Raw genomic sequence first — 15,954 nt, 5'->3', positions numbered from 1 at the left:
ATCGGACAGCCTGTTTGTCGCCCTTCCGGGCCCCGAAAGAGAATTGCCGAAGGAACGCTTCGCGCCTCCGGCAATCTTGTCGCACTGTGATTTAGAGCAGCGGTGCGATGTCCTGTTCCCAGCGCTTGGACCAGGCATCCTGCTGCTCGAGGACGACGTTGTAGTCCGGCACATAGACGAAGCTCGAGAACTCCTCCGGCGTGAAAGCGAGATGCTTGAGGTTGTCGGGCGTGGACGCCTTGCTGTTGAGCGGCGCTTCACCGGCCACCTTGGCGTAGAGCGAGCTCATTTCCGGGCTGATGGCAAAGTTGATGAAGTCGAGCGCCGCCCGGGTATTGGGCCGGTTTTTCATGACGCCGAAGCCGCTCTGGTAGAGGAATGCCTTGAAATTGCTGTCCTTGGTGAAGCGCGTCACGGGGAAGTTTTTCGCCACGGCAGCCCAGCCCGGCTCGGCGAAGAAGCCGACCGATGTTTCGCCTGATGTCAGCGAGTTGGTAAAATCGATATCGGTTACAGCGACGCGCCCGATATTGCCCGATTTCGCCAGGTCCTGCATCAGCTTCCAGCCGGGTTCCATATTGGTTTCGCTGCCGCCGGCATGCAAGGCAAGCGCCACGATCTGCAGCATCATGCTCTGCGTCGGTCCGGGCCAGCAGATTGCACCCTTCAGATCGGGGCTCAGGAGATCGTCGATGGTCTTGACGACCATGGGCGCAGTGTCGGTTCGTGCACCGAAATACATGCCTCCCACTGCGCGCGGAACAGCCTTGATGTTGCCCTTGCCGTCGCGAATGATGATCTTCTCGGGAATGTCGGCGAGATTGGGAATGTCTGCCGGATTGATGGTTTCCAGCCAGTCTTCCTTGACCATGCTGTTGAAGGACCCCTCCCATCCGGCCACATAGTCGTAATCGACGTTGGGCCAGACCGCCTTAATCTTCGGAAGGATTGCGCCCGCGCCGCCCTGATGCAGAACCCAGTTGAAAGTCGATGCATCCTGGGCAGCCGCAATCTGCTTCATCGCTTCGACGACATCTCCGCCCCATTCGACGGCGGTAAGCTCGCTGCCGGCAGCGAACGCCGACCTCGCCAGTCCCGTCATCGTTCCAGCAATCCCGAGCGCAGCAGCGGATCCCATAAACCGGCGGCGTGTCATATCCATGATCAGTTCCCCTTATTTGTGGCCGCTTCTGTGCAGCCTTGTGATCGCGGGGAGACTGAGGGGACGCCGTTCGAAGCGGTAGTGGGAAAATTATCTCCGGGATATAAGGATTCGTGAATGGTCAGCCGCGGTGTGGCGCGGCGTTTTTACTCTTCTCGCCACTTTTGACTATCAGGGATCCTTATAGGCTCTCATGAATTTTCAAGGTTCCAAAAGGCGCTCCCCGACGCGAATGATGTCGTTGCGACGTTACAGCGCCGCGCGTCCAAAGTGACGCGCAAGGTCGCTGCAACACTTTTAATTCGCTGCATAATTTCATCCTCAAATCGGTTTCGATTTCAGGAATATACAGTTGAAACGTGGGAGCCTATTTTGACGATTGACCGGGATTTTCTGGAAGACTTGCGAAGTCGCTTCGGCAATGCGGCAGGCGGTGAAATGCAGGACCCGCATTTCCGAGAAGTTGCGGCCAGCGTCTTCAAGGACGGCGATAGCCGCAAATGGCCATTTGCAGGCCCGGCCACATTTCTTGACGCGCCATTCATCGAAAACGGGCTGCGGTCCGACATCCTGGAGGCGCTTGACGTTGCCCTGATCGGCGTGCCGATGGATCTCGGCGTGACCAACCGTGCCGGCGCGCGACTGGGACCCCGCGCGGTTCGTGGAATCGAGCGGGTTGGCCCTTACGAACATGTGCTTCGGGTCGCGCCGATGGGTCGGCTGAAGGTTGCCGATGTCGGCGACGTGCCGATGCGCAGCCGGTTCGGCCTGGCTGAATGCCATGCCGACATCGAGGCCTGCTACCGGATGATTGCGGGCACGAAAATCATTCCGCTCTCGGTGGGCGGAGATCACTCCATATCCGGCGCCATCCTCAAAGGCCTTGCCGGCCACGAACCCGTGGGCATGATCCATATCGATGCCCATTGCGACACGGCCGGCCCTTATGAAGGGTCGAAATTTCATCATGGGGCGCCCTTCCGAGAGGCTGTGCTCGCGGGTGTGCTCGACCCTCGACGCACGATCCAGATCGGCATTCGCGGCGGCGGCGAATATCTTTGGGAATTCTCGTTCGCCTCTGGAATGACCGTCATTCACGCGGAAGAGGTTGCCGAGATGGGCATCAAGGCAGTGATTGCCAGGGCCTTGGAAGTGGTCGGCTCCGGCCCCACCTATGTCAGCTTCGATGTCGACAGCCTGGATCCCGCCTTCGCCCCGGGTACAGGTACGCCCGAAGTCGGCGGGCTGCAGCCACGGGAAGTGCTGACGATGCTCAGGGGCTTCAAGGGTATCAATCTAGTCGGTGGCGACGTGGTGGAAATTGCGCCGCAATATGACGCGACCACCAATACCGCGCAGATCGCAGCGCAGGTGTTGTTCGAACTTCTATGCCTGGCGATGTTCAGCCCGTCCGCAAGGGTGAACAGGCGTTAACGGCCACTCCGGGCCGCAGCACAAAAAACTGGTTGTGCCGGCTCGGATGCCGGCTGCGTCCGGCCCAGCAGATTTCACCTCTTCGGCCGCATGACGGCCGACCTATTTTCGGAAGGTTGTTTCCATGACTGACGCGCCAGTTCGCATCCTCGACGCCCAGGCGACCGCTGCACTGCTCCCATTCGGCGCCTTGATCGATACCCTGCGGCGGTCCTTTGCCGAGCGCTGCGTCGTGCCGGTTCGCCACCATCACACCATCGCAAACGACGGGGAACCGGATGCGACACTGCTGTTGATGCCCGCCTGGCATGACGCACAGCGACCGGCGCGCTATCTCGGCTTCAAGATCGTCACCGTGTTTCCCGGGAATACCGCCCGCGGCATTGCCGGCCTGACCTCGACCTACATTCTTTACGACGGGCGAACCGGTACGCAGCGAGCGCTCATTGATGGAAACACGATCACGGCGCGCAGAACAGTGGCAGCATCGGCGCTTGCTGCAGACTATCTCGCCCGGAAGGACGCCAAACGCCTGCTGGTGATCGGCGCCGGCCGGGTGGCAAGCCTGATCCCGGACGCCTATCGCGCCGTCCGGCAGATCGAGCACGTGGACATCTGGGATATCGACGCGGGAAACGCGGCGCGATTGGCGGACAGCCTTGCACAACAGGGGCTCCGAACCTCCGTCGTCTCGGATCTTGAAGCATCGGTGCGTGCCGCCGATGTCGTAAGCGCAGCAACCTTGGCAACCCAGCCGATCATCAGGGGCCAGTGGCTGCGTCCCGGCACTCATGTGGACCTCATCGGTGGCTTTACGCCCGCGATGCGTGAGGCTGATGACGATGCTGTGCGGCGGTCTTCGGTCTACATCGACACGCATGAGGCCCTACATGAAGCCGGAGACCTGGTTCAGCCCGTCAAGGCGGGCCTGTTTTCGGAGGCCATGGTACGCGCGACGCTCGACGAATTGTGCCGCCGCGATGTGACGGCAAGAACCTCGAACGAGGAGATCACGCTCTACAAGGCAGTAGGAACCGCCTTGGCGGATCTAGCCGCCGCGACGATGGTGTATGAGACTGCGTCCGCCAACAGCTGAGTGGCTTGCGATCGACCCATCCGCGGCTGCGAGGTATTGCCCTGCCACGATCGCTGGGCCGGCTTGCGCTGATATGGGGGCGCCCGTGTCGCGGACGCGGGTGACATCGAGCTTTACGGCCCGGCAATTGTCTTCAGGTTCTCGATCGCGCCATGGACCGCGGCAAACACCGGTGCGCTTTGGTCAGGCGTTCGCCCTCGACCGGGAGGTTTGATTCCAGAGCGGTAGGCTATTGAGGCAATCTGTAATGATCGTCGATGTGACGTTGATGACGGGTGTCCTTGTGCCAGCCGATGGCCCTCCTGTAGCTGCCGAAGAGATTGCTTTTGCGCACGACATCGACCGTCAGTCCATGCACTGCCTCGGCGTCCGGATCGACGTAGAGCGCGTCCACGGGACAATAAAGCTCGCACATGAAGCAAGTCTGGCAGGCCTCCTGCCGCAGGATACGGGGCGGGCCGTACGGCATGACCTGGAAAACGTTGGTCGGGCAGACCTGGACGCAGAGATTGCAGTCCGTGCAGGTGTCACTATCCAGTACCTCGATCATTATTCTGCAGCCTCCTTGTAGTCGCTTGGTTTTACCGGTTCCGTCCGGATTGTGATTGTGTTGAGGCCGCATACGACCAGCCGGTAACGTTGTTCTGGGTCCTGATTTGGGAAATCGTCGCGGCGGTGCATGCCGCGCGTTTCCGTACGCGCCAGGGCGGCGCGATACATGAAGCGAGCGGTGGCGGTCATTGCCTGTGCCTGGCGCAGTGGTAGCACCTGGCTCTCGTCCGCGGCCGTAGCGTCGGCGATCTCTTGCCACAGCTGGTCGAGCCGCTCCAGCGCTGCCGACAGCCCGGTATGTGTCCGGAAATAGTTGATGTTGAGCGGAAAGACCGCATCCTGTACCGCCCTGATGATGGTTTGCGGATCAGCGGTAATCGCGTTTTTGCTAGCCCAGGCTGCGGGCCGGGCAACATGAGTATGAGACACATTGGCTCTACCCCGCGCGAAGGCTGCGGCCGCCGCGCCGGCAAAAGAGCCGGTGGAGATCGCCCAGGCAGCATTGTGGCTGCCGCCGCCGGTAAAACCGCCGCAGATAGGCTCGCGGGTGGCGTTGTCGCCGGCGGCATAAAGGCCGGGCGCAGTGGTTGCGCAGTCGAGCCCGGTCAGCCGTAGCCCACCGGTGCCGCGAACCGTACCCTCAAGACGCAACTTCACCTCGAAGAACTCCGTGAAAGGGTCTATGCCACGGCGGTCGAAGGGTACGAAGAAATTCGGCTGGGCGCGGCGCAGGATCGCCTTGACCTCGTCGGTTTCGGCAAGATCGAGGCGCGCGTAGACGGGTTCGGACAGGAGCGTGCGGGCAATGATTGAGCGTCCGCGGGCGGAGCCTGCGCCGTCGATCAGACTATGGTCCTTGCGGTAGAACTGCCCGAAGCGGTATAGCGCCGTCTTGGTGATCGACGCAAAGGCCGGCGATATGGCATACGCAGATGAGAACTCCATGCCCGAGAGTTCCGCACCGGCCTCGACCCCCATCAGGTAACCGTCACCGGTCAGTACGTCACAGCCGAGCGCTTTGCTCATGAAGGCACAGCCGCCTGCTGCAAGCACAACAGCGCCTGCCCGGACCGTCCACTGTCCTCCTTCCTGCCGGCGCAGTCCGCTTGCCCCGACGACAGCCCCGCCATCTGTCAGGAGCTGCGTTGCTGGATGATGATCGAGAATGGTGACGCCCGCATTCTTCACTCGGCGTCGCAACAGCCGCATATATTCCGGTCCCTGGACCGAAATGCGCTGCTGTTCGCCTTTGTCATCACTGGGGAAGGGGTAACCCCAGTCGGCCAGGCGGTTGACGCTTTCGAAGGTCTTCTCGAGAACGGGCACCATCCAGGCACGCTCGGAGAGATAGCCGCCCATGGCCTCGCGGCTCGCCATGGCCGCTTCCCGCTCGGCCGGGTCCGGCGGTACATACCAGATCTGGGTGCCGGCGGAAGCCGTTGCGCCGGAGCTACCGCAATAGCCCTTGTCGACCAGCACGACTCTGGCCTTGGTGCTAGCTGCCTCCAGCGCTGCCCAGCACCCTGCGGGGCCGCCGCCGATGACCAGCACGTCGCTGATGATCTCGCTTGTGGAAGAGATGGCGGAGTGGGCTTCCTGCGGAGGTAAGCTCATCGCTGGGATCCTTTCACCGAACAAATTTCGTTGCGGTTTAAATCTATGCATTGCATAGATTTTAGCACTTGTGTTTTTGGGAGTTTCATTAGATGTCGCTTGCCAGCCTCGCCATGTACGTCAGCCCGCCGCCGGTTCAGGAGGCGACGCGGCTGTTCTGGGGCGCGTTGGGCGCACGCATTCGTGCCAATGGGCTCGATGCCCCGGCAACGTTGAACGACGATGTGCGTTATGACGAAGCCTGGCTTCGACCCGACCTGCTGTTCGGCCAGACCTGCGGATATCCCTACGTCCAGCATCTGCGCGGAAAGGTGCAACTTGTGGCGTCGCCCGTCTACGGATTGCCGGGCTGCGACGGACCGCTCAAGTGCAGTTTCATCATCGTCAATGCCGGGTCGTCGGCACAGTCGATTGAAGAATTGCGAGGCATGCGAGCCGCAATCAACGAGCCCGGCAGCAATTCGGGCTATAATCTGTTCCGCGCATTCGTAGCGCGCCATGCCATTAAAGGACGGTTCTTTTCTTCCGTGTTGGAAACCGGAGGCCATCGGGCGAGCATCGACGCGGTATCGAGCGGGGAGGCGGATGTTGCGGCGATCGACTGCGTGACCTTCGGCAATACTCTGCGATTCGACCCTGATCGTGTCGCCGGTGTTCGCATCCTTGCGGAGACCGCCAAGGGACCGGGCCTGCCCTTTATCACGGCCGCCGGAACGCCGACCAAGGACCTGGCGGTTCTGCGCCGCGCCTTGGCGGAGACGATAGCCGATCCGGAGGTCGCCGATGTCTGCGACACGCTTTCGCTGCGCGGGATCAGCCTGCTGGGTGATGCCGACTACGAAAGGTTGGCGGAATTTGATCGGGATGCTGTGCGTCATGGTTATCCCGCTATCGCCTGAGGCAGGACGATGGCTTCTGCGGTGAGCGGGAAGTGGCATGCGACGCTACGTCCATCCGCTCCGGCCTGAAGGGTGGGTGCTTCGCCGACGCATCTCGGCTTTGCCAGTGGACAACGCTTGTGGAAGCGGCACCCGGAGGGCGGGTTGCTCGGGCTAGGAAGCTCGCCCGAGAGCACAATGCGCACGCGTCGGCGACCGGGATCGAGCGTGAGGTTGGCCGAGAGCAGTGCCTGTGTATAGGGGTGCGCGGGATCGCGAAATAATGCGGCCGTCGGCCCGCTTTCGACAATTTGGCCGAGATACATTACCGCCACACGATCGGTCACGCGGCCGACTACATTGAGATTGTGGGAGATGAGCAAGTAGCTGAGGCTGAGACGATCTCTCAGTGCCCGCAGAAGGTTCAGAAGCTCGCCTTGGATGGAAATGTCGAGACCGGCCGTTGGTTCGTCGGCAACGATGATCGACGGTTCGGCCGCAAGTGCCCGCACGAGCGCCACGCGCCGCGCCTGTCCGCCGCTCAGTTGATGCGGATAGCGCGACAGAAGCTGTTCGCCAAGACCGATGCCTTCCGCCAGCGCCGATATCCGCGCCCAGCTTTCGGGCGTGTGTACCTTTCTGATTTTCAGCGGCTCGGCAAGCAAGGAGTGCACCGTCATACGCGGAGAAAGTGAGGCGGCCGGGTCTTGAAACAGCAGCTGGATCCTGCGCTGCAGATCGCTGCGGCGCCGACTGGTCAAATCCTGCAGCGTCTCGCCCTCGATCGTCAGCTTACCGGCCGCAAGCGGCTGAAGCCCCACGATCGCGCGGGCGACAGACGACTTTCCGCAGCCGCTCTCCCCGACGAGACCCAGGGTCTCGCCGCGTCGCAGCTCCAGCGAGACGCCATCGACTGCCGTCAACCGATCGTAGCGGACGACAGCATCCTTCAGGATGAGTGCCGTAGGGGTCATCAGGCAGCCTCCAACCAGCAGGAGTAGGCCTGTCCGCTGTCCGCCTGCCGGCGGGGCGGCTTGTCGCTGCAACGGTTGTGGCGGGAGGAACAGCGGCCGGCGAAGATGCAGCCTTCAGGTCGGCGGGCGGGATCGGGGACGTTGCCCGGGATCGTCGCGAGGTCCTGCGACGGGTGGAAGGCGGCGTAGGGATTGACCTCGCACGCAAGCAGCGCGCGGGTGTAGGGGTGTCGCGGACGATGCAGCACGTCGCGTACGGGCCCGCTTTCCACCACCGTTCCTGCATACATCACGATGACACTGTCGCAGAGTTCGGCGATCAGTCCCATGCTGTGGCTGACGATGAGCATGGACGCGGCCGTCCGTTGTCTCAACCGGTGCAACACTTCGACGACCTGCGCTTCGATCGTCGCATCGAGCGCCGTGGTCGGCTCATCGGCAATTAGCAGTTTCGGCTCGACCAGAAGCGCCATGGCGATCACCACACGCTGACGCATACCGCCGGAAAACTCGTGTGGGTATCGGCGCATGCGCGCTGCTGCGTCTTGCACACCAACATCGGCAAGCATCGTTTGAGCCCGACCCCAGAGCTTCCGTCGGCTCTCCTTGGGAAACCGCCGACGCTGAATATCGACGAGTTGGGTGCCGATGGTGAACATCGGATTGAGCGCCGTCATCGGGTCCTGGAAAATCATCGAGATATCGGCACCGCGTAGCGCCGCCGTTTCCTTCACGGCGAAGTTGGTCTCGCGGCCGTCGAACACAGCGCGGCGTGCGGAAACCTCTGCATCGTCGGCAAGCAGCCCAAGCATTGCCAAGGCCACTGTCGATTTGCCACTGCCGCTTTCGCCGACGAGACCCACCGATTGCCCCCGTCCGATGATGATATCCGCACCATCGAGAATATGAGCCGTGCGCCCCGACCCCCGGTAGGATACGTTCAGGCCTTCAATTGTGACGAGGGCGTCTTTCATAGGGTCTTCCTCAGCTTGGGGTCGAGCGAGTCACGCAGAGCTTCGCCCAGGAGCGCGAAGCCGAGAGTGGCGAGAACCAGCACCAAGCCGGAAAACGTGGCCAGCCAGATCGACCGGTCGAGATAGGTATAGCCATCGTTGAGCAGATTGCCCCAGCTTGCGAGCGGCGGACGTACGCCAAGACCAAGAAAGCTGAGCCCCGCCTCGATGGTGATGACAACGGGAATGTCCATGCAGGCCAGCACGAAAATTGGGCTGATGATATTTGGCGTGACGTGATGAAGGATCAACCGCCAGGACTGAGCACCGAGTACTCTTTCGGCCTCAATGAACGGGCTGTTGCGGATCGCGATTGTTTGGGCGCGGGCGACCCGGCCGAAATGGGGGATAAAGACGATGCTGACGAGCAGGACGACATTGCCGAGGCCCGGACCGAATACGGCGACCAGCGCCAGTGCTAGGATGATGCTCGGAAACGAGGTGACAATATCGAAGACGCCGATGACGAACAGATCGACGGCGCGCGGCGAAAGGGCGGCCGCGATCCCGAGGGTTACACCAATTATCAGGGAAATGGCGATGACCGAGAGCGAGATGCCGAGCGCCACCCGCGCGCCGTAGATTAGGCGGCTCAGGATGTCACGACCGAGATGATCCGTTCCAAGCAGATGCTGCAGCGAGGGGTCCATCAGTCGGTTGCCGGGCGCGATGGAGTTCGGGCCATAAGGTGCGATCAGCGGCGCGGCGATCGCGACCACACAAAGAAGCGTCACCGCAATGAGCGCGAAAGTGCCGCCTGGACGTCGGGGGAGGTCAAAGAGGACGGCCATCCCTAGTGTCTCCCCACGGCGAGGCGCGCGCGCTCGCGCGGATCGATCAGGCTCTGGCCAAGGTCAGTGATGAGGTTCGTCAACACATATAGAGTGACGATGACGAAGACGCCGCCCTGAACGACCGGGTAGTTGCGCGTCCGAATGGCGTCGTAGATCAGCGAGCCGAGGCCAGGGCGGTTGAAGATCACCTCGGCAAAGACCGCGCCGCCAAGAAGATCGCCAAACCCCATGCCGAGCACTGCAACGGTCGGCAGTACTGCTGGCTTCAGCGCATACTTGAGCAAGATAACCGTTTCGCTAACGCCATAAGCGCGCAGCGTGCGGATATGGTTTTCACCGAGCACCTCGAGCAGCGAGGACCGTAGAAGGCGAGCGATATAGCCAATCCAGCCAGCAGCGAGTGCAGTGGTCGGAAGCACGAGATGCCAAAGCTGATCACTGAGATCCCCGCTTTCGCCCACACCCAGAACTGGAAACCAGCGGAAGGTCACGGAGAACACCATCAGGAGGAAAATCGACACGACGAAGCTTGGCGTCGAGATGAAGGCGACACTCAGGTATGCGATCAGCCGATCGACCTTGCCACCCGGACAGCGGGCAGCGAGCAGGGCGAGCGGCACACCGAAGGCGATTGCGCACAGCATAGCGGAGATCGCAAGCGCCGCCGTGTTCGGCAGAGTGGCGGCAACGAGGGCAAGAACCGGCCGACCATTAAAGACATCTTCGCCGAGATCGCCGGAGAAGAGCCGACCGAAGAAGGCGAGCACCTGCGCGATCAGCGGCTTGTCGAGCCCGATGCGGGCGTTGAGCGCAGCGACCGCTTCCGGTGTTGCGCGCGAACCAAGGACCACGGTTGCAGGATCGCCCGGGATCAGCCGCGTCAGAGCCATCAGAAGCACGACTGAGCCGGCAACGGCGAGAAGCGCCGTCGCCAGTTTGAAGGTGAGATGAATCTGAAGGGATGCGCTTCTCATCGCGGCGCATCCCGTTTTGTCCGTGTAAGCGCAGTCACTGGATCAAGCCGTCGCTTCCGTAAAGGCCGTGTAGAGCCAGTTGTTGCCATTCGGCAGGACGCCGGGTTTCAGCCACTTCCGGGAAGCGAAAGCGTTAAGGTTGTGGGTGATCCAGATGAAGGCTGCGGATTCATCAAGCAGCTTCTGCGCCTCAATGTAGATCTTCTCGCGCTCAGCCGGATCGACGGTGACGCCACCCTTTTCGTGCAGGGCGTCGAAATCGGTGTTCTTCCAACGCTGCCAGTTCCATTGACCGACCTGTGCTGACGTGAACCACTGCGTCTGGAAGCCGGGGTCGAACTTGCCGTTGTATTTGATCAGCGACAGTTCGAGATCCTTGCTGGCATCGTTTTCGCCGAGCGCCCAATAGGCTGCGGACTCCAGTGCCTCGATTTCGACCTCGATACCGACTTCGGCAAGATTGGCCTGGATTATCTGGGCGATCGCCTCATAGCGCGCATTGGCTTCGATCGTCAGCTTCGTCTTGAAGCCATCGGCGTGGCCCGCCTCAGCGAGCAGGCTCTGCGCTTTTTCCAGGTCGCGGGCATAGACAGGCGCATCCTTCCAGTAGCCGAGCAGGTTCGGTGCGAGCAGCGCGTTGGCACGCGGATAGATGCCGGAATAGGCGCCCTGCAGGATAGCTTCGATATCGACGGCGTAGCGGATCGCCTGGCGAACCCGGATATCGTCAAACGGTGCCTTCTCGATGTTCGGCCCGAACCAGACATAGTCGATGGCGGGAATTTCCGTCACGCTTGCATCCGGCAGATCAGATAGCGCTTTGCCGCTTTCCGGATCGATGGCAGTAAAATCGATCTCGCCGGACTGGAAGGCGATTTCTGCAGTCTTCTGTTCGCCGATTGGCTTGCCGACGATCCGCTGGAAGTACGGCTTGATCGGCCCCTTGTAGTTTGGGTTGATTTCGAGAACGAATTGCTCGCGCGGGGTCCACTGCTTGAGTACATAAGGACCGCTACCAATCAGTTTTGTAGCGATGTCCTTGCCGTGCGCTTCGAAAGCCTTCTTCGAGATGATGCGGCCCGAACCATCGGCTAGCGCGATCGTGTAAAGCGCCGGCGCCGGGTTCTTCAGGATGATGCGGCCTTCGAGTGGCCCCGTCACCTCGACGCGATCGAGTGCGGACCAGTCCTTGGCATAGGTGACGGGCTTGCCATCGGCATCGGGATTGATGAAGCGCTCGAAGGAGAACTTCACGTCCTCGGCCGTTAGGTCGCCATAGCCGTCGGTAAAGGTGAGGCCGCCGCGCAGCTTGAAGCGGATTTCAGTGTCGTTCACCTGCTCCAGTTCTTCGGCCGCATCGAGCTCCCACTCGGTCGAACCTGGCTTGAAGGAGATCAGGCCCTGTTGCACGGACCAGATAACGTTGAGATCGACCGGGCCGGAGCGGTGGGCCGGATCTAAGTTGGAAAGGTCCTTGTCGATGCGCACGGTGATTTTGGTGCGATCGGTATTGGCGAAGGCGGGATGGACGCCACCGAGCGCGACGACGGTCGCAATAGAAGCGCCGCCGATCAACACCTGTCGGCGTGTAGGGTGGAATGTCATTTAATGTCCCTCCAATCATGAGCGCCCGGCCACAAAGTGGAAAGGACGGCTGTCAATTCGATGAAGGGATTAAAGCCAATAATCTATAAATTACATAGAATAAATATTTTGCGATCCGGCTTTTTTGCGCAACCGGTTTCCTTTTTTCGCGGCTCCGCTGCAAAGCCATGCGGCGCGGCATGAGGCATCGGCCTTTTATATTGGCGCTTGAAATCTATCGCTTTTTCCCCTTTGCCGGAACCTGCTTCATGTCCAGCCACCTGTCGTCTGACACTCTTCCTTCGCAATCTGCCCTTTCAATCATCGCCCGTATTGAATGGCAGACTGTGGCCTTGGCTCTCGTCATCTATGGTGGTTTCTTCGGCTTGACTTGGTTCTGGCAAGCAATGCCCGCGGCTGCAGTATTTGGCTTAGGTGGCTGGCTGATTGCTTGGCACGGGTCGCTTCAGCACGAAGTCATCCACGGGCATCCAACCCGGAACCGTCTTGTAAACGACGCGATCGGGTGGCCGCCATTATCCCTTTGGTTGCCCTACGCGATCTATAGGGAAGAGCATCTGGTTCATCATCGAGACGAGCATCTTACGGACCCAATTGAAGACCCCGAATCCTCCTATTTTACCCAAAATGCCTGGGAGGCGATGGGCCGTCTTGGCAAGGCTCTTGCATCCTGGAACACAACGCTGCTTGGAAGGCTAACGATCGGGCCGCTCGTCATGATCGTGAATTTTCTGGCACAGGAAACGATGCAGATATTAAAGGGTGACCGCCAGCGAGCGTACATCTGGGCGCGGCACATCATCGGCGTCGCATTTGTATCAGCTTGGGTGTTTTGGATTTGCGATATGCCGCTGTGGCTCTATCTTCTTGGCTTCGTCTATTTCGGTGCGGCACTCAGCAGATTGCGGTCGTATGCCGAGCACCGATATGCAGATAATCACGATGAGCGTACGGCGATCGTTGAGAATAGTGCTCTCTTCGGGGTGCTCTTCCTCTTCAACAATTTGCATGTGCTGCATCATCAGCGTCCCGGCGTGCCGTGGTACCGGATTCCATTTCTTTACCGTCGATACAGGACTATTCTCATCGAGGCCAACGGTGGTCTTGTCTACGATGGTTATCGGGATGTCGCACGACGGTTCCTGCTACGACCACACGATGACCCTCGTCACCCCCGGCACTGCCAGCGGAGCGATCCATGAACGGGTTGGGAAAAGAGACTTCGATCAAAGCATTCTCGTGGCGGCGGGAGTGATCCAGCGACATATCGCCGGATCGGAAGGCATCTGTGAGTTCACGACGAACCGCGACCTGCGGGCTTTGCGACGCTAGCCCGTGCGCCTTCAGCTGGCGTTTTGTAGCCAAGGCATTTTCGTGGCGTTGCGTTCAGGTGATTGCAGATCTCGGTGAGATCGCGATCATTGAGAGACAATGGATCGACCTCTCTCGAAAGCCATTTCCTTGCCCGCCTGTTGGTGTTTTCAACGGTACCCTTCTGCCAAGGAGATTGGGGGTCGCAGAACCATGTTTGTGTTCCAATGCTTGCCTGCAAGTAAGACCAGTCCGTGAACTCCGTGCCGCGATCGAAGGTAATCGAGCGACGGGCGAGGTGAGGGAGGGATTGCAGCACTTGGATCAGCCCATCCATCACCGGCCGTGATTGCCGGTCGTTGTTGCGCAGAAAAACGGCAAATCGGCTAACCCGCTCGACCAGCGACGTCACATTCGCCTTGCCGAACTTCTTGCGGAATTGAATGAGATCGCATTCCCAATGACCGAACTGCTTGCGCGCAGCAACGGTGTCGGGACGGTAGAGAATGTTGACATCCGGGCTGAACCGCCTGCCATGACGACGCCTGGCATGCCGCGGCCGACGTCTGGCGCGGTGCTCCGGCAGATGCCGCCAGAGCTTGATCGCATGCCCATCCGCGGAGTAGGCGAACTTGTAGATCGTCTCATGGCTGACAGAAATCGGATGGCGCTCCAACTGCAGTCGGCCGGCGATTTGTTGCGGCGACCAACCATGCATGATGCGCTCGATCACCGATTGGCGGCAGATGCGAGATCCGGGCAAGTTTGCGCAGCTTGGCACGCCGCTCTCGCGCCATGTCGTTGGCGGTCACGCAGTAATAGCCGTTGAGGTCCGGCATCTTTTCATCCTCAAACGCGTTGCGTCGCAGTTCGCGAAAAATCGTCGAACGATGTCGTCCGAGTTTCTCGGCGATTACGTCAACGCTGATGCCAGCCGATCGCCAGCGCCGATCCGGTCCAACAGACGACGCACCTGGCGGGTACTCAAGCCAAGCACATGCGCTGCCGAAACCAACGTCATGCGCCCGGCGGTCACTTTCGACAAAATCTCAGGTCACGCTCGCTCATCGCAATCAATCCCATCCGCAATCTCCCAGGTCATCAAAACCCGGGGAGAGTGACATTCTTACTTTGCAGGATCAGGACACTTTAACTTTGCGGTGGAGAATCTAATCCAAGTGCAACAATGACGTGTGAAGCGTAGAGGGTTAGCCACTTTCGCGCAAATGGGCCATGAAGACTTCGGCGGGCGTGCGGTAACCAAGGCACTTCCTCGGCAGTGAATTGAGATGGTGGGCGAGGGCGACCAGTTGCGGCTGGTTGACGGCAGACAGGTCCGTATCGCTCGGCACAAAGCGACGGATGCGCTTGTTGGTGTTCTCGACCGCGCCTTTCTGCCACGGTGAATTCGGATCGCAAAACCAGCTCCTGGCGCCGAGTCCATCTTCCAAAGCCTTGAAACCGCGAAACTCGGTACCACGGTCGAAGGTGAAGCTCTGCCGGGCAAAGGCGGGTAGCGGTGAGAAGGCATCGATGATCTTGTCGATGAGCGGACGAGAGTGACGGCTGCCATTCTTGATCATCACCGTGTAGCGGCTCTTGCGCTCGACCAGCGAGGTGACATTGGCTTCACCGAGGTCGCGCCGGAAGATCAGCAGATCACCCTCCCAGTGGCCGAACTGAGACCGATCGGCAATGAAATCAGGGCGTTGGCTGATCCTGCAGTCCAACGGGATCGAGCCGTCGCGGGGTTTGCGGGAGCGGCGCGGGCGGCGCTTGCGACGGCCTTCTGGCAGATGCTGATAGAGCTCCAGCGCCTGATCTTCCTTGCCATAGATGAAGCGATAGATCGTCTCGGTGCAGACGCGGACGGCGCTCACGCCATCGGCGAACAGGCGACCGGCGATCTGTTCCGGTGACCACAGCGCCTCCAGCTGCTCGATGACCAGTGCGCGCAATTGCGGGTGCCGCATCAGCTTCCTCAAACGCCGCCGCCGCTCTTTGCGGATGTCGTCGGCAACCGTTGGGAAGTAGCCGCTGTATTCGGGCAGTTCGCGATCGTGGAATGTATTGCGCCTGATCTCGCGATAGATGNCAGCTTCCTCAAACGCCGCCGCCGCTCTTTGCGGATGTCGTCGGCAACCGTTGGGAAGTAGCCGCTGTATTCGGGCAGTTCGCGATCGTGGAATGTATTGCGCCTGATCTCGCGATAGATGGTGGAACGGTGACGACCGAGTTGGCGCGCCATTTCATTGATCGGCACCTTGCGTTCGACAAAGTGATAGAGGCGGCGGCGATCCGCCAGATTCAGCTGCGAATAGCTTCGTGACATCCCAAAATCTCCAAGGGGAAACCATTGAAATCATTGGCATGTCGCACTTGAAAATAGAATGTACCCGGCTACAACAACTGTGGCAGCAAGGTTGAACTGTCCACGTTGGCGCAAAGTAGAAATGTCACTTTGGGCGGCGCGTCGTCAGCCATTTAGACATGCGACACTCGACATCTCCACTGGCGCTGAGGCAAGCCCCCGACCGGACCGGCTGG

General features: G+C 60.3%; 13 protein-coding genes and 3 pseudogenes. 4 read left to right on the top strand and 12 right to left on the bottom strand.

The annotated features are described in order from the left end of the window. Positions 1 to 91 precede the first annotated feature (91 nt). Complete coding sequence (locus ASD00_RS18245; RefSeq protein WP_057207964.1) at positions 92 to 1,168, bottom strand: extracellular solute-binding protein; 1,077 nt, start codon at positions 1,166 to 1,168, stop codon at positions 92 to 94. Positions 1,169 to 1,534: 366 nt separating this feature from the next. Here ASD00_RS18245 and speB point away from each other — a divergent pair, with 366 nt between their 5' ends. Both speB and ASD00_RS18235 read left to right on the top strand, forming a co-directional pair. After that, the gene (speB, locus tag ASD00_RS18240) at positions 1,535 to 2,596 is read left to right on the top strand and encodes an agmatinase (RefSeq protein WP_057207962.1); all 1,062 of its coding nucleotides are present in this window, start codon (positions 1,535 to 1,537) and stop codon (positions 2,594 to 2,596) included. A 124-nt stretch (positions 2,597 to 2,720) separates the two neighbouring features. Continuing rightward, positions 2,721 to 3,692 carry an ornithine cyclodeaminase family protein gene (locus tag ASD00_RS18235; RefSeq protein ID WP_057207960.1) on the top strand — a complete coding sequence of 324 codons (972 nt, stop codon included), beginning with the start codon at positions 2,721 to 2,723 and terminating at the stop codon, positions 3,690 to 3,692. Positions 3,693 to 3,921: 229 nt separating this feature from the next. Here the strand turns inward: ASD00_RS18235 and ASD00_RS18230 are convergent, their stop codons facing one another. Further along, positions 3,922 to 4,242 carry a ferredoxin family protein gene (locus tag ASD00_RS18230; RefSeq protein WP_057207959.1) on the bottom strand — a complete coding sequence of 107 codons (321 nt, stop codon included), beginning with the start codon at positions 4,240 to 4,242 and terminating at the stop codon, positions 3,922 to 3,924. Further along, positions 4,242 to 5,858, bottom strand: a complete 1,617-nt coding sequence (locus ASD00_RS18225; RefSeq protein WP_057207958.1) for an FAD-binding protein — start codon at positions 5,856 to 5,858, stop codon at positions 4,242 to 4,244. Before ASD00_RS18225 ends, ASD00_RS18230 begins: the two co-directional genes overlap by 1 nt. 92 nt (positions 5,859 to 5,950) lie before the next feature. Here ASD00_RS18225 and ASD00_RS18220 point away from each other — a divergent pair, with 92 nt between their 5' ends. Further along, positions 5,951 to 6,757 (top strand): PhnD/SsuA/transferrin family substrate-binding protein, encoded by an 807-nt coding sequence (locus ASD00_RS18220; protein ID WP_057207956.1) that lies wholly within the window; start codon positions 5,951 to 5,953, stop codon positions 6,755 to 6,757. Here the strand turns inward: ASD00_RS18220 and ASD00_RS18215 are convergent. From ASD00_RS18215 to ASD00_RS18195, 5 genes are read right to left on the bottom strand one after another with little or no spacing between them, the layout of a single operon-like run. Next, positions 6,739 to 7,710 (bottom strand): oligopeptide/dipeptide ABC transporter ATP-binding protein, encoded by a 972-nt coding sequence (locus ASD00_RS18215; protein ID WP_057207954.1) that lies wholly within the window; start codon positions 7,708 to 7,710, stop codon positions 6,739 to 6,741. The two genes, ASD00_RS18220 and ASD00_RS18215, sit on opposite strands and share 19 nt — an antisense overlap. Beyond that, positions 7,710 to 8,684 carry an ABC transporter ATP-binding protein gene (locus tag ASD00_RS18210; protein ID WP_057207952.1) on the bottom strand — a complete coding sequence of 325 codons (975 nt, stop codon included), beginning with the start codon at positions 8,682 to 8,684 and terminating at the stop codon, positions 7,710 to 7,712. Before ASD00_RS18210 ends, ASD00_RS18215 begins: the two co-directional genes overlap by 1 nt. Next, positions 8,681 to 9,514: an ABC transporter permease gene (locus ASD00_RS18205; protein ID WP_057207950.1), complete on the bottom strand. Its 834-nt coding sequence runs from the start codon at positions 9,512 to 9,514 to the stop codon at positions 8,681 to 8,683. The genes ASD00_RS18210 and ASD00_RS18205 overlap by 4 nt, the downstream gene beginning before the upstream one ends. 2 nt (positions 9,515 to 9,516) lie before the next feature. Continuing rightward, positions 9,517 to 10,491, bottom strand: a complete 975-nt coding sequence (locus ASD00_RS18200) for an ABC transporter permease (RefSeq protein ID WP_057207948.1) — start codon at positions 10,489 to 10,491, stop codon at positions 9,517 to 9,519. 42 nt (positions 10,492 to 10,533) lie between these two features. Then, positions 10,534 to 12,096 carry an ABC transporter substrate-binding protein gene (locus ASD00_RS18195; protein ID WP_057207946.1) on the bottom strand — a complete coding sequence of 521 codons (1,563 nt, stop codon included), beginning with the start codon at positions 12,094 to 12,096 and terminating at the stop codon, positions 10,534 to 10,536. A gap of 248 nt (positions 12,097 to 12,344) precedes the next feature. Here ASD00_RS18195 and ASD00_RS18190 point away from each other — a divergent pair, with 248 nt between their 5' ends. Then, positions 12,345 to 13,298, top strand: a complete 954-nt coding sequence (locus ASD00_RS18190; RefSeq protein WP_057208073.1) for a fatty acid desaturase — start codon at positions 12,345 to 12,347, stop codon at positions 13,296 to 13,298. A gap of 92 nt (positions 13,299 to 13,390) precedes the next feature. On the opposite strand, the pseudogene ASD00_RS18185 reads toward ASD00_RS18190, so the two are convergent. The 4 genes and pseudogenes from ASD00_RS18185 to ASD00_RS41300 all read right to left on the bottom strand — a co-directional run. Then, positions 13,391 to 14,354: pseudogene (locus tag ASD00_RS18185) on the bottom strand (IS30 family transposase); the annotation flags it as partial. 2 nt (positions 14,355 to 14,356) lie between these two features. Next, a pseudogene (locus tag ASD00_RS40150) lies at positions 14,357 to 14,490 on the bottom strand (ISNCY family transposase); the annotation flags it as partial. Between the two features lie 125 nt (positions 14,491 to 14,615). Then, a pseudogene (locus tag ASD00_RS18180) lies at positions 14,616 to 15,501 on the bottom strand (IS30 family transposase); the annotation flags it as partial. A gap of 1 nt (position 15,502) precedes the next feature. Then, the coding region (locus tag ASD00_RS41300) for a helix-turn-helix domain-containing protein (RefSeq protein ID WP_210173874.1) at positions 15,503 to 15,739 on the bottom strand (237 nt) is incomplete at its 3' end. Positions 15,740 to 15,954 lie beyond the last annotated feature (215 nt).

The organism is Ensifer sp. Root31 (assembly GCF_001424825.1).
GTDB lineage: Bacteria > Pseudomonadota > Alphaproteobacteria > Rhizobiales > Rhizobiaceae > Ensifer > Ensifer canadensis.
This window is presented reverse-complemented; position numbering and strand designations above follow the sequence as displayed.